The organism is Hydrogenophaga sp. L310 (assembly GCF_055703065.1).
This window is the reverse complement of sequence record NZ_JBVPZA010000002.1, coordinates 230,996-245,028: the sequence shown is the minus strand read 5'-3', so window position 1 is coordinate 245,028 and position 14,033 is coordinate 230,996. Positions and strand designations below refer to the sequence as shown.

Annotated in this window: 14 protein-coding genes and 1 pseudogene; 11 read left to right on the top strand and 4 right to left on the bottom strand. The window is 60.5% G+C overall.

The window, feature by feature from the left end:
• Positions 1-3: 3 nt before the first annotated feature.
• Entirely contained in the window at positions 4-435 is a 432-nt protein-coding gene (locus AC0GNO_RS04910; protein ID WP_472889982.1) for a hypothetical protein, read from the bottom strand.
• Between the two features lie 131 nt (positions 436-566).
• Here AC0GNO_RS04910 and AC0GNO_RS04905 point away from each other — a divergent pair, with 131 nt between their 5' ends.
• Entirely contained in the window at positions 567-1,181 is a 615-nt protein-coding gene (locus AC0GNO_RS04905; RefSeq protein WP_472903153.1) for a DUF924 family protein, read from the top strand.
• 61 nt (positions 1,182-1,242) lie between these two features.
• On the opposite strand, the gene AC0GNO_RS04900 is transcribed toward AC0GNO_RS04905, so the two are convergent.
• Positions 1,243-1,629 (bottom strand): hypothetical protein, encoded by a 387-nt coding sequence (locus tag AC0GNO_RS04900; RefSeq protein ID WP_472903152.1) that lies wholly within the window; start codon positions 1,627-1,629, stop codon positions 1,243-1,245.
• Positions 1,630-1,865: 236 nt separating this feature from the next.
• Between AC0GNO_RS04900 and AC0GNO_RS04895 the strand changes: the two genes are divergently transcribed.
• From AC0GNO_RS04895 to AC0GNO_RS04850, 10 genes and pseudogenes are all read left to right on the top strand, one after another.
• Positions 1,866-2,798, top strand: coding sequence for a glutaminase (locus AC0GNO_RS04895; protein WP_472903151.1), 933 nt, complete (start codon positions 1,866-1,868; stop codon positions 2,796-2,798).
• Positions 2,799-2,906: 108 nt separating this feature from the next.
• Complete coding sequence (gene yjjJ / locus AC0GNO_RS04890) at positions 2,907-4,253, top strand: type II toxin-antitoxin system HipA family toxin YjjJ (RefSeq protein WP_472903150.1); 1,347 nt, start codon at positions 2,907-2,909, stop codon at positions 4,251-4,253.
• A gap of 28 nt (positions 4,254-4,281) precedes the next feature.
• Positions 4,282-4,935, top strand: coding sequence for a hypothetical protein (locus AC0GNO_RS04885; protein ID WP_472903149.1), 654 nt, complete (start codon positions 4,282-4,284; stop codon positions 4,933-4,935).
• Entirely contained in the window at positions 4,932-6,080 is a 1,149-nt protein-coding gene (locus AC0GNO_RS04880) for a glycoside hydrolase family 19 protein (RefSeq protein ID WP_472903148.1), read from the top strand. The genes AC0GNO_RS04885 and AC0GNO_RS04880 overlap by 4 nt, the downstream gene beginning before the upstream one ends.
• 21 nt (positions 6,081-6,101) lie before the next feature.
• On the top strand, positions 6,102-7,946 hold the full coding sequence (locus AC0GNO_RS04875) for a glutamine--tRNA ligase/YqeY domain fusion protein (protein WP_472903147.1): 1,845 nt from the start codon (positions 6,102-6,104) through the stop codon (positions 7,944-7,946).
• Positions 7,947-7,950: 4 nt separating this feature from the next.
• Positions 7,951-8,436: a DUF6036 family nucleotidyltransferase gene (locus tag AC0GNO_RS04870; protein ID WP_472903146.1), complete on the top strand. Its 486-nt coding sequence runs from the start codon at positions 7,951-7,953 to the stop codon at positions 8,434-8,436.
• Positions 8,433-8,639, top strand: a complete 207-nt coding sequence (locus AC0GNO_RS04865; RefSeq protein ID WP_068174074.1) for a hypothetical protein — start codon at positions 8,433-8,435, stop codon at positions 8,637-8,639. Before AC0GNO_RS04870 ends, AC0GNO_RS04865 begins: the two co-directional genes overlap by 4 nt.
• A gap of 37 nt (positions 8,640-8,676) precedes the next feature.
• Positions 8,677-9,006: pseudogene (locus AC0GNO_RS04860) on the top strand (glutamine--tRNA ligase); the annotation flags it as partial.
• A 220-nt stretch (positions 9,007-9,226) separates the two neighbouring features.
• Positions 9,227-9,961, top strand: a complete 735-nt coding sequence (locus tag AC0GNO_RS04855; protein ID WP_472903145.1) for a hypothetical protein — start codon at positions 9,227-9,229, stop codon at positions 9,959-9,961.
• Positions 9,958-10,545: a YgdI/YgdR family lipoprotein gene (locus AC0GNO_RS04850; protein WP_472903144.1), complete on the top strand. Its 588-nt coding sequence runs from the start codon at positions 9,958-9,960 to the stop codon at positions 10,543-10,545. Before AC0GNO_RS04855 ends, AC0GNO_RS04850 begins: the two co-directional genes overlap by 4 nt.
• A gap of 138 nt (positions 10,546-10,683) precedes the next feature.
• Here AC0GNO_RS04850 and AC0GNO_RS04845 read toward each other — a convergent pair whose 3' ends face one another.
• Together AC0GNO_RS04845 and AC0GNO_RS04840 are read right to left on the bottom strand one after the other, a co-directional pair.
• A complete protein-coding gene (locus tag AC0GNO_RS04845) occupies positions 10,684-11,679 on the bottom strand; it encodes a hypothetical protein (RefSeq protein WP_472903143.1) in 996 nt (331 codons plus the stop codon).
• Between the two features lie 327 nt (positions 11,680-12,006).
• Complete coding sequence (locus AC0GNO_RS04840; RefSeq protein WP_472903142.1) at positions 12,007-14,004, bottom strand: 3'-5' exonuclease; 1,998 nt, start codon at positions 14,002-14,004, stop codon at positions 12,007-12,009.
• Positions 14,005-14,033: the final 29 nt, after the last annotated feature.

Below are 14,033 nucleotides of genomic sequence, written 5' to 3'. Positions count from 1 at the left end.
GCCTCAGCGGCGGTCGTGGCGCCAGTCGCGGCGATCGTCGTGGCGGTCATGACGATCGTGCCGGTCGTGGCGCCAGTCGCGGCGGTCATGGCGGCGGTCACGTCGGTCGTCCCAGCGCGGGCCGTAGCCCCGGCCCGGGTAGTAATACACCGGTGCAGGTGCCACCACGACCGGCCGCACGTATCCGTACGGATACGGCTGGTGCATGATCACCGGCCGGTGCTGGATCACATAGGGCTGGTGGTACACCGGCGCATTCGACACCCCCACAGCCACACCGGGTGCATGCAATCCGATCGAGAAGTGGACGTTGTCGCGTGCCTGCGCAGTACCGGTCGACGCGGCCCAGCCGGCCGCAGCCAGCGCCAACAGCGCCAAGCCCTTCGCCCATCCCGAACTGCGGACCCATGGCGTTTTGAAAGTCATCGTGTTCATCATGGTTGCTCCTGTTGTCGGTGCCTGTCTGGTCACCGTGTTCCTATTACAGGAGAATCTTCGCTGTTTTGTACCGCATGCACGGTCAAAGGCGTTGCCAAAAGTAACGACCGACCGTCCGAAAGGGAGCGATGACCGACACCACCACACAGACGCAGGAAGTGCTCGACTTCTGGTTCGGCGACGGCCTGCTCCGCGACTGGCCCGCCACCGACCGCAATGCCCTCTGGTTTGGCGGCGGCACCGCGCAGGACGCCCTGATCACCCAGCGCTTCGGTCCGCTGGTCGAGAGCGCGCTCGGCGGCGGTCTCTGCGACTGGGAGTCGAAGCTGGAATCCCGGCTCGCCCTCATCGTGGTGCTCGACCAGTTCACGCGCAATGTGTTCCGCGGTCATGCGCGGGCTTTCGCCGGTGATGGCCGCGCGCAGAAGCTCGTGTTGCAGACCCTTGCACTCGCGCAAGACGCCGAACTCCCGAGCGTGGGGCGCGTGTTTCTCTACATGCCCCTCATGCACGCCGAGAGCCTGGCGTTGCAGGACGAGTGTGTGGCCCGCTTCACCCGCCTGCTCGCCAGCACCACACCCGAGCTGCACGACACGCTGACCAGCAACCTGCGCTTTGCCTACCAGCACCTCGACATCATCAGAAAGTTCGACCGATTCCCGCACCGCAACGCCGCGCTCGGCCGCGTCAGCACGCCTGAAGAAGAAGCCTTTTTGACAGACGGCCCGCGCTTCGGCCAGTGAACGCGCCCGTCCGGCTCGACGAAACGGATCGAAACCGGCTGCGTGCGCCGCGACCGGGGCCTTACAGCGTTCCGAGCGCCAGCAGCGTCAGCGCCGCGCCCACCGCGGCGGCCGCCAGCAAGGCCAGCACGCGCAACACCACCGAGTCCCCTTCAGGAGCCTGGGGCAAATCCCCAGCCTCCGCGCTGCTCCCGGGATTGACATCAACGTCAACGGCCTCCGGGTGCGTTTCACCGGCACCCAGGCGCGTGGCGCTGCCCGGCAAAGCCCAGCTCGCCCACAACGCATGGGCTTGCGCCGGAACGATGGCGCCTTGGTCGACAGCGCTCTCCACATCGGACCAGCCCAGCTGCACACGCACCGACGGCAGGAAAACGTCCTCCATCTGGGTCGCTTCCCAATGCGATTGCTCGTCCATCATCACCGTGTCCGGGTTGTCCTGGTTCATTTTGTATGCACCCCTTTTTCATTCGTCCTCTGGCAAGTCACAACGATAGCGGAAAACCACCGCCACTGGCGCCCTGATGTGCGCCCCTTGTCGGCTGTCGTGGGGCGCACTCGCGGCCTGTGGGCACCGGAACCGTTTGCAATACCCAGATACACACAAGCCGGCTTTCATGTGCCGCCTGCATGGCGCCCACCGCCTGCGGCATAACCTGCACCGCGCGCTTCCTAGAATGCGCCATGAACCTGCCCGCCCTGCTCGACCAGATCCACACCGAAGCCCAGGCCCTCTACGGCAAAGGCCGTGTGGCCGACTACATTCCCGCGCTCGGTGAAGTGGCGCCACGCCAGTTCGGCATGGCCGTGGCGCTGGTCAACGGCGGAATGCACACCGTGGGCGATGCCCAGGTGCCCTTCTCGCTGCAGAGCATCACCAAACTCTTCACCTTCGTCATCGCCCTCAAGCTCATGGGCGAAGGCCTCTGGCAGCGCGTGGGCCGCGAGCCCTCGGGCGCGGCGTTCAACTCCATCGTGCAGCTCGAAACCGAAAACGGCATCCCGCGCAACCCCTTCATCAACGCTGGCGCGCTCGTCATCACCGACATCCTCACCAGCCGCTACGCCCACCTTGATTACGCCCTGCTCGGCGCCCTGCGCCGCCTGGCCGACGAGCCCAACCTGCACTGGAATCCGCGCGTGGCCAGGAGCGAACGCGACACCGCCCACCGCAACATGGCCATGGCCTACTTCATGAAGAGCCACGGCAACTTTCACAACGAGCCCGAGCTCGTGCTTGACAACTATTGCCGCCAGTGCGCCACCGAGATGAGCTGCGCCCAGCTCGCCCAGGCCACGCTCTTCCTCGCCAACGGCGGGCGCGATCTCGCCCTGGACGGCCAGCCCGACGAACTCTTCCTGAGCGCCGAACAAACCCGCCGCGTCAACGCCCTGCTGCTCACCTGCGGCGCCTACGACGCCGCGGGCGACTTCGCCTACCGCATCGGCCTGCCGGTGAAAACCGGCGTGGGCGGCGGCATCGTGGCCGTGGTGCCCGAGGTGGGCACGGTGGCCGTGTGGGCGCCCGAGCTCGATGCCAAAGGCAACTCGGTGCTCGGCGCCTTTGCGCTGGAGCGGCTGGTGCAGCTCACCGGCTGGGGGCACACCACGCTCTGAATGCATTCAGTTGAATGACATTGAAACCGTGAAGTTTCAAAAAAAACGTTGTTGATCAACGGTTTTTCATTGAAAATTTCATCCAATTATTCATTCATAAATTCATTCATGAGCCCGCCCAACCCCAGCGAAACCGAACCGATCCAAGCCCTGGCCAGCCTCGGCGGCCAGGCGGGCGCCGCCCAACTGCAGCAGCGCCTGGGCGTCAGCCAGCCCACGCTGTCGCGCCTGCTGGCTCCGCTTGTGGCCAGCGGCCTGGTGGTGGCGGTGGGCGCGGCGCGGGCGCGGCGCTACCTGCTGCCGCGCGAGGTGGCCGGCGTGGGCCGCCAGGTGCCCATCCATGAAGTGACGCCGCAAGGCGAGCTGCGCCCGTTCGGCACGCTCCACGCGCTGGCCGGTGGCGGCTTCTGGATGGACGAGGCCGACAAGGCGCACGGCAGCAGCGCCTTCCACGACAGCCTGCCCTGGTTCCTCTACGACATGCGGCCCCAGGGTTTTCTCGGTCGGGGCTTCGCCGCCGCACACCCGGCCCTTCAACTGCCCGCCAACCTGCAGCACTGGAGCGACGACCACATCTTGAAAGCGCTGGTCAACGCGGGCGAAGACCTGCCCGGCAACCTCATCGTCGGCGCCGCCGCGTTCGACCGCTACCTCGGCCTGCCCGCACCGCAGCGCACCCGCGCGCCCACGGTGCACGCACCCGCCGCGCAATACCCGGCCCTCGCTGCCCAAGCGCTGGGGCAGACCCTGGCCGGCTCCAGCGCGGGCGGCGAACAACCCAAGTTCAGCGCCGTGCGCGATGGCCACCCGGTGCTCGTCAAGTTCTCCCCGGCGGACGACAGCGCTACCGCCCAGCGCTGGCGCGACCTGCTCATCTGCGAAGCCCTCGCCCTGCACACGCTGGCCGGGGCCGGCATCAGCGCCGCCCACACCGGGCTGGTCGAGGCCGGGGGTCGCGTCTTCCTGGAGAGCCGCCGCTTCGACCGCACGCCACAAGGCCGCGTGGGCATGGTCTCGCTCGAGGTCTACGACCGCCAGTACATCGGCCAGGGCACCAACTGGGTCGACACCGCCCGCCGCTCCGACCAGGCCGGCCCCGAGCGCCTGAGCGCGGCCGACGTGAGCACCCTCACCCTGCTCGACGCCTTTGGCGCGCTCATTGCCAACACCGACCGCCACCACGGCAACATCTCCCTGTTGCTGCGCGAACACCGCTGGCAGCTCGCCCCCGCCTACGACATGCTGCCCATGCTCTACGCGCCCGTGGCCGGCGAGCTGGTGCCGCGCGACTTCACCGCAAACCCGCCAAGGCCCAGCGTGCACACCCTCGCCGTCTGGCCCCGTGCCCGCGAACTCGCCACCCGCTTCTGGCAGACCGCGGCGTCAGACCCGCGCATCAGCCCCGCCTTCCGGGTCATCGCCCAGGGCAATGCGCAACTGGTTACGAACTTGTGATGTAGAACACCGGGACATTTGAAGCAAAATGAACTACAAATCTTCAAAGCCCATCGCCATGCCAAGCCCAAACCAACCGCCCTTTGTCCGCTTTTGCGCGCTGCCTGTCGCCACGCTCCTGGCCCTGACCGTGAGCGCTTGCGCCGCCGGACCCACGGCAGCCACGACCACCACACCCGTCACCCACAACTGCAAACCCCAGGAGACCGTGGGTTTCTCCTGCGAACTTCGAGATCACCGTTTGCTCTCGCTGTGCGCGTCGCCAGGATTTGAAAAGTTCAAAGGCTTGCCCAAAGACAACCCTGGCTACGCCTACCTGGTGGTCGGAACGCAGAAGGGCGAGGTGCAATACAGCTACCCGCCCGATCCCCGCGACTACAAGAAGCACTTTTTCAAAGGCGTGCCCACCAACGGCATTCCGTACATGTTCGTGACTTCCGACAAGGGGGAGTTCTTTTTCATGGCCGAACAGGACGACACCGATCCGCTTGGGGCCGGCCAATGGACGCTGGAGAACTTGCCTGTTGGTTGGTCGGTTGGATCAAAAGAAGAGAAGCGCGCTTGCGCCCGTGTACTGGAATTCGACAACTTCTATGCCTTGGGGGTCACGCACGATTCCGTTTGGAGGTCTAAGGAGCGGGAGCGGCGCGAAGCTGAAAAGGCCAAGGCCAAACAACCATGAGCGCCAACGACCCCTCCATTCCAGGACTTACCACGGCCCGGCAGCGAGAGCGGGCCGAGTCCCTGATGGTGACGGCCTTCCGCAGTGGCATCACCGATGCGAAAGAGCTTGCGAACTTCATGGGGCAGACACAGCACGAGAGCCAGAATTTCACCCGCCTTGAAGAAAACCTGAACTACCGGGGCTCCGTTCTGTGGGACACCTTCAAAGGCAACGCCAGGGTTCCGCCCCGCAATGGGTTGACCGAAAAAGAAGCCGAGAAGCTTGCGGCCATCGACGACCGCCATCAGCGACACCAGGCCATCGCCAACAAGATTTATGGCGGCGAATGGGGCGAGGCGGCCCTCGGGAATTCCGAACCAGATGATGGCTACAAGTACAGAGGCCGTGGCTATATCCAGTTGACCGGGCGAGACAACTACACCGATTTCGGCAAAGCCACCAAACTGGATTTGGTCAACCAGCCCGAGCTTGCAGCGAACCCAGTCAATGCCGAAAAACTGGCTGTTCAATACTGGAAAGACGAAATCCAACCAAAGATCAGCAATCGAGCCAGCGTCACGGACGCTGGCTCGATCATCAACACCGGCAAGATTGGGAGAGTCGTCAAAGGCCTCGCCGACCGCCAAGCCAGTGCCACCGCCTGGGAAACCGTCCTCAGCAAAGAAGGGTATCTGGAGGGCGTTCTGGAGCGCCACCCTGCGGAGGCCACACCACCCCCGCCCGCGGTGGGAAAAGGAGACCCACTCAACCAGCCCCTGCAGCTCAAACCCACCCACCAGCTCTCCCCCCAAAGCCTGCAGCTGATCCAGCAGAGCGAGCAACAAGTCCGCGCCATCGCCGACCGCCACCAGCTGCCCTGGAACCCCGGTATGGACAACACCGTGCACGCCGTGGCCCAACAGGCCCGCGAGCAGGGCTTGACCGGCATCACGCACATGAAGGTCCAGGACGGCCAGATCCGCTTCGCCCAGCACGACGGCTACGCCCTCCGGGAGGGCCAGCTGGACGCCCGCTCGGCCGCCAACACCGACGCGCGCGAGTCCATCACCCGCATGGCGCAGGCCGACCAGAGCCCGGCGCACGGCAGTGCCTTCAGCGCCACACCGGCCCGCGCCGCAGAAACGCCCACCATGACTGTGTGACGCCGCCCCTAGAATGGGCGAATGAGCTCCAACACACCTCCATCCCCGTCTAAAAACAACGCTGCCGCCCCCAATGCCCAGGGCGAGCAAAAGGTCAGCAACTTCCTGCGACAGATCATCGAAAACGATCTGGACAAAGGCACCTACGCCAGCCGCCGCTGGGCCGGCACCCCGGGCGACGCCGCCCACCACGCCGCCGGCCAGCCCGACCCGGCCAAGATCCGCACCCGCTTCCCGCCCGAGCCCAACGGCTACCTGCACGTGGGCCACGCCAAGAGCATCTGCCTCAACTTTGGCCTCGCGCGCGACTACGGCGGCGTGTGCCACATGCGCTTTGACGACACCAACCCCGAGAAAGAAGACACCGAATACGTCAACTCCATCCTCGACGCGGTGCAGTGGCTCGGCTTCGGCTGGCAAGCCAACGGCCAGAGCCACCTGTTCCAGGCCAGCGACTACTTCGACTTCATGTACCGCGCGGCGGAATACCTCATCGAAGCCGGCCACGCCTATGTGGACGAACAGACCGCCGAGCAGATGCGCGCCGCGCGCGGCGACTTCGGCAAACCCGGCGTGGACAGCCCGTTCCGCAGCCGCACGCCCGCCGAGAACCTGGCCCGCTTCCGCGAAATGCGCGACGGCGCGCACGAAGACGGCTCCATGGTGCTGCGCGCCAAGATCGACATGGCCTCGCCCAACATCAACCTGCGCGACCCGGCCATCTACCGCATCCGCCGCGCCACGCACCACAACACCGGCGACAAATGGTGCATCTACCCGATGTACACCTTTGCGCACCCCATCGAGGACGCGCTGGAGCAGATCACCCACAGCATCTGCACGCTGGAGTTTGAAGACCAGCGCCCGTTTTACGACTGGCTGATGGACCGCTTGTGCGAAGGCGGCCTGCTCGCGCACCCCGCGCCGCACCAGTACGAATTTGCCCGCCTCAACCTCACCTACGTCATCACCAGCAAGCGCAAGCTCGCGCAGCTGGTGTACGACCACAAAGTCAGCGGCTGGGACGACCCGCGCATGCCCACCATCGTCGGCCTGCGCCGCCGCGGCTACACGCCCGAAAGCATCCAGCTCTTTGCCGAACGCATCGGCGTCACCAAGAGCGACAGTTGGATCGACTACAGCACGCTCGAAGGCTGCCTGCGCGAAGACCTGGAAAACAAGGCCCACCGCGGCATGGCCGTGCTCGACCCGGTCAAGTTGGTGCTCACCAACTGGGCCGAGGCCTTTGGGTCTGACGACTACACCGAAGACTGCACCCAGCCCGCCCTGCCCCACAGCGCGATTGCCGAAGGCCAGACCCCGCCGCCCGACCGCGTGTTCAAGATCGGCAAAGAGGTGTGGATCGAGCGCGAAGACTTTGAAGAAGTGCCGCCCAAGGGCTACAAACGCCTCTTCCCTGGCAACGTGGTGCGCCTCAAAGGCGGCTACGTCATCGAATGCACCGGCTGCGCCAAAGATGCGAACGGCACCGTGACCGAAGTGCACGCCAAAGTGATCCCCGGCACCAAGAGCGGCACCCCCGGCGCCGACAGCGTGAAAGCCAAAGCCGCCATCACCTGGGTGAGCGTGGCCAGCGGCGTGAGCGCCGAAGTGCGCCTGTATGACCGCCTGTTCAGCGACCCCAACCCCGACGCCGGCGGCAAAGACTTCATTGAAGCCCTGAACCCCAACAGCCTCAAGGTGGTGACCGCCTACGTGGAGCCCTCACTGGCCGCCGCACAGCCGGATCAGAAATTCCAGTTCGAGCGGTTTGGGTACTTTGTGGCGGATCGGGTGGATCACGTGGCTGGCGTGAAGCCGGTGTTCAACCGGGTTACGGGTTTGAAGGATTCGTGGGGAAAGTGACACCATGTTCTACCTCGATCTTTTCGCCGCCCTGAACCGATACGAGGTTGGCTACGTGCTGATCGGCGGCCTCGCGGTCGCGCTGCACGGGATCGAGCGCAACACCATGGACGTGGACGTCTGCGTCGTGGTGTCACCAGACAACCTGGCCCGCCTGGCGGCCGCAGCCAGAGAGCTCAAGCTGCAACCCATGTTGCCGGTGCCGCTGAGCGCGCTGGAAGACATTGAAACGCTCAAGCGCTGGCACACAGAACGCCACCTGCAAGCCTTTGCGCTGCGCAGTGACCAGTTGGCTGGCGTGACGCTGGACGTCTTGCTGTTTCCACCGGTGAGTCCACAAGACATGGTGCAACGGGCACAGCGCCTCGACATCGCGGGTGTGCAGGTGCCGCTGGCGTGCATTGATGACCTGATAGCGCTCAAGCAAAGTGCTGGGCGCCCCATCGATCTGGCCGACATTGAGCACCTCAAACGCCTTCAAAAGCCATGACGTCCACCACCACCCCCACTCAGAACCTCGCCTCACAGAGCCAGCGCGACCAGCGCACCTACTTTGTCAGCGACGAACGCCTGCGTGCTTTTGCACAACTGACACCGCTGCAACGCCTGCAATGGGTGGAACAGTGCTCGCACTTCGTGCGACTGGGGCAAATGGCGCGGCAAGCCGACCGTGCCCAGGCTACCGACCACTGAATCGAGCGCCATCACGATGAAAAGCAACACCCGAGCAATCCCCGGCGCCGACAGCGTGAAAACCAAAGCCACCATCACCTGGGTGAGCGTGGCCAGCGGCGTGAGCGCCGAAGTGCGCCTGTACGACCGCCTGTTCAGCGACGCCAACCCCGACGCCGGCGGCAAAGACTTCATCGAAGCGCTGAACCCCAACAGCCTGAAAGTCGTCACCGCCTACGTGGAGCCCTCACTGGCCGCCGCGAAACCGGACCATAAATTCCAGTTCGAGCGGTTTGGGTACTTTGTGGCGGATCGGGTGGATCACGTGGCTGGAGTTAAGCCGGTATTCAATCGGGTTACGGGGTTGAAGGATAGTTGGGGAAAATAAGGGTGCTCTTAAATTACGGAGGAAAGAGAAGACTAAATCTTCATCGAAACAACGTACAAAAACAATCGAATCTACTCAAAAGCACGATAAACTCTTTGACTCGTGAGTATGGCGTTAGCAGGGTATTAATTCTAGCTAAGAGTGGGGAGATCCCCCCCTGACATCCAAAGCTGTTCCTGAGCGTGCCAACCATTATAGTTTCCCAGCAAGAAAATAGCGTATGACACGTATTTGGTTTTTCATTGCTCTAGGGTTTACCTCTTTCGCCCATAGCCAAACTCAAATATCAGTTTTGGAGAATGCCTGGGTAGATCTATCTCTTGAAGAGCGCACAGCGATTCAGAGAGATCATCTCGTCTCACCGCTTCAATCGAGTCTCGTTGGTGTAGTTATCGACAATCAAGGCATCGACAACTCTACTCCAGGGAGCAATGGCGGATCTGCACTTGGAGGAGCTGTTGCTAGCGCAACATACATTGACAATGCTTTTCGACCGGACCACAATTATTCGGCAAAAGGTCATTTGGCAGCAATCATCTTGGGAAACGTACTCGGATCTGCTTTAAATAGAGCTCCTAACAGCGAATACCATTTTAGGTATGCAATCAAAAATGCATCCGGCGATATAAGTTACCACGACTCAATTTCTCAGAGTCCCTTCAGGCATCCTGTTGGTGTTTGTGTATTGCTACCACAAGTCGCTCTCCCCCCAAATCAAGATTTGTGTTTTCAAACAGCCGACTCACTCAGGACGAAGTATTTAAAGCAGCGAGTTCGCGCTGCTCCCATGCAAATCCAGCAAGCATTACCAGAACCTAAGTTTGCTGAAAATTCTCCAGCAACAATCTCGCCTCAGCTTGTTGATAAAAGAGTTTTGTGCAAAGTCGCTGAACTACCACCGGTTCAGACCAGTGAAAATAAGTGTGAATTAATTAACGGAGAAATTATCAGATGATCTCGAAACTATTTATATCTGCAAGCCTTTTTTTCCTTAGCGGCTGCGCGTCCAATTATTACACAATGGGTACCGATAAGTATGATGATGAAGATGATTTTATTGAGGCTACCATCGAGAAAACTGCCGTAGTTAACAGGGCCGTTCTACCACTTTCAAAACGGCTAACCGATCGCAAGTTAATAATTGTCTTTCCATCCAAAGAGGCAATATCTAACCAATCAAAGAAAAACGTAAAGGCGACCCATGGGAAAGAACCAAATAGCAACGCTGCAGAGAGATTAGATACACTTGCGTTGCATAGCACTATAATGGTTAAATCGATGTATGAAGCAGCAAAAACCAAGGGAATTTATTCCCACGTTTCGTTTCGTGAAACAGATACCATTTCCAACGCTCTGGCGGCAGCAGCCGACTATGACACTCTAGTTTGGTACGAAGAATCTGTGGGGCTGGGTCAGTGGTTCTACTCCAACGCGAAATTTGGGAAACAAGTCTTTTCTTGGGATCGAACTTCACCTAATCTGCAAGTTAATACCGAAGCTTTTCTCTCGTCGCTCCAAGTACTCGCTGTTCGAGAGTGACGATGTGAGCATTAGCCTGACCTCATACCCATAATCCGTCGGCATTGTGGTCAGGTTTTTCCTTTTCCCCAGACCGGTAATAAGTCCATCTGGCGTTGCAACTGCAAAGAGCACCCTCACCCAATACATCCAACCGAATCACGGAGCCATTGAACTAAACTCCTGTAATTCCACCAACAGCAAGGCAGCACACGCAATAGCCATGCAATTACATAGATGAAGATATCTTGCATAGGTTATCTCACGCTCGACACCTGTCCCACCACTTCTGTACTTCACCGTCTCGCCATCGCGGACAATAGAAGCATGATGTGAGCCATTCCTTAGCGCGCTGTCATCCCATTGCGAAAAATTTGCCAAGCATGGCTCACCAGAAAATGCATTTGACTTTTTTGATTTTTCAAGATCTTTAATATACTTAGCAAGTGCCATTGATTGAAACACATCAAATGAACGTCCTTGATTAATATTATTAAGACAAGCCAACGTGACATAAGATGATGTCAGTGTTTCATAGGCTTGACCATAGAAAAGCTTTACCTTTTCGAAACTCTTACCTCCGACAATCAGATCATCTACGTCATCATCTCCGACTCGCGCATGAACATAGAGTTGTCGGAATTGATCGAAGTTTGAGAAATAGTCATCAAACAGAGAAAGGTATCGCGAAAGATTTTCTTTTTCGATCTGCGCGCGATAATATGCTTGAAAGCGCTGCAACTCCGCTGAATCTTTCATTCTTAAGTTTGAAATAAATACCCTTAACGGCTGGCGCAGATTCCCCACAGCTGGAAACATTGAATCATCAAAGAATGATGCTATGCACTTGAATATCGTTGAACAGTGAAACCATTCATGATAAGTTTGGCGCAATTTCTGGTACCGCCCAATTTGGGAAGTAATAACGTTCGCCGGATCGCCATTTTGATACAAACGAAGTAGATTTCGAACAATCTCCCATAGTTGCTTTGTTTCTGGCAGCTCGAAATCTTGAGCCACATCACGTGTCCTCGAAGTTGCTGAAACCCTCATATGAGGGCCTGCCAAATCCATCAACTTCATTGACGCAAATACCATAGGAGAGTGGTAGTCTGCCGAATCAAATGCAATTGATGGATGCAAATTGATAACCATTGCACTCTCTTTCTCTTCAGCGCGCTCCGAGTTTTCCTGATACTCAATCCAGGCAGTTGGCGGCTCGCCTATACATACAAACAGTGTGATAGGACTGTAACAAGTTGGGCAATCGAATTGGTGCTCACACCTACTCTCCAACCCTACACCAGCCCGAATGCAAAGTACCGCACCACACACCTTACAACGACAGTAATCCCGAATAACCATAACTATTTCCAAACCTTTACTAGAACGTCAATCAAACTGCAGCCGCTCAAAGATATACCTGACTATAAAACTTAGATTTATTCAAATGCAAAACGAAATCAATAGCCAACTGTTTGCCTAAATACGGAGGGCGAACTCTCCGTTGCCACCCGTACCTATGATCAGCCGCTGCGTGGCCCGCGTGGCACCCACGTAAAACAGCTTGGCTTCTTCGCGCTCGTCTTCTCCCGGGGCGGGCATGTGGCCCGCGCCCACCAGCGCCACCACCGGGAACTCCAGCCCTTTGCTGGCGTGCATGGTGAGCACCTTGATGGTGTCGGCGGCCGGGTCGAAGCTGCCCGCGCCTTTGCGCACCTGATGCGGCAGGCCGCGCTGGCGCAACACGCCGGCGCATTGATCCATTTCGCTGTAGTGCCGGCAGATGATGGCCATGTCGCCCCAGGCGTGGCCTTCCTGGTGGGCGGCGCCCAGGAGCTCGGCCACGCGCGTGGCTTCGGCCCGCAGGCTGGGCAGGCGGATGATGAGCGGCGCTTCGCCGTCGCGCCCGCAGCTCACGGGCTTGAGCATGGGGATGCCATCTTCGTCTTTGTCTTCGGCGGTCAACAGGTCAGCCGCCACGAGGCTGGCGGTTTGCAGGATCTGCCGCGTGTTGCGGTAGTTGATCTTGAGGATGGTGGTGCGCCCCTGCGCCTGGATGCCCACGCTCTTGAAGCTGAACTGCTTGCTGCGGCTGCGCTCGTAGATGCTCTGCGCGTCGTCGTACAGCACGAGCAGGCTGTTGGTGGCGGGGTCCACCATCTGCGTGATGAGCTTGAGCCACTCGGGCGCGAAGTCGTGGCCTTCGTCGATGAGCACGGCCTGGTATTGCCTGCTGGGGATCTGGCGGCGGTCCACACCGGTGATGACGCGCTGGACCATGTCAGCCATCTTGTCTGACACCGACTGGTTGTTGGCGGGCAGGGTCTGGCCAAAGGCAACGAGCTGGTCGCGGCACCATTTGTGGAAGTGCACCGCGCGCACGCGGTCAGCAATGCCTTTGGCGGCCATCACGCGGGCGAGCTGCTTGGCCAGCGGCTCGTTGTAGCAAAGCATGAGGATGGGTTTGCTGGCGGCGGTGTGGGCCTTGGCCAGGTGCTCGGCGCGGTAGGCCAGCAGCATGGTCTTGCCCGAGCCGGCCACGCCGTGGATGACGCGGTGCCCGTCGCCTTGCCCGCGTGTTTCGTCGGAGTGGTACGCGGCGCGCCCAGGATCGGGATGGATGGGTGCGCGATGCGCCACGCCAAGGGCTTGTGCCCTTGGCACGAAGCAGCGTGCAGCCAGCCGCCCGAGCCCTGGGATGCGACGGGTGCCGATCCGGCGAAACACGCGGGCACACCTGCGCGACAGCTGCTCTTGCTGAATGTCCATCACACGCATGATGCTGGGCAGGTCGGCGGCCTCGTCGCCCGCGTCGGCGGCAAACAGACTTTCCTGGGTGCTGACCCACACCTCAGGAAACATGATCCAGCGCACGCGGTCCAGCTGCGGCAGCGACATGACGCCGCCCATCATGAATGGGAACATGTCCCACAGGCGGCTTTGCAGCGCCTCGGGGTCGACGTGTTCGCCCATCTCGTCCTGGCAGACCACGCGGTGCGGCTCGATGGCGTGGGCGAGTTCGGCTTTGTCGAACTGCGCGCGGGTGATGTTGGGCAGCACCACGCCGTAGCTCCACGGAAAGGCCAGCTTGCCTTTGTGCCGACCGTCAGGGTGCACCAGCTGCGGGTCGCGCTCCAGCGCATGGACCACCTGGTGCGCGTACTGCCGCGCCTGCTCCAGCGGGTTGGCAATGGTCTTGGGGCCGTTGTCGCCGTGGATGTCCCAGGTCTGTTTGTTGGCACTGATGATGGTCGAATTGTTCGCGCTGAGCCGGAAGTCTTTGACCTCCAGGATCAGGATGCCCCGGCGCGGGTGCATGACGACGAAGTCCGGGTGCTGATGCTTGGGGCCAACGGCCACGTCGTACCAGAGCAGGTAGTCGGCATCGAGCTTGTCTTCAAGCCGCTCGGCGGTGCGGCGTTCGCCAGAGGTCATGCGCGAGACGCAGCTGCCGAGGGCTGGTATCAGTGTGGCCATGAGTTGTAAGTATTTGCTTCCCTGGGGCG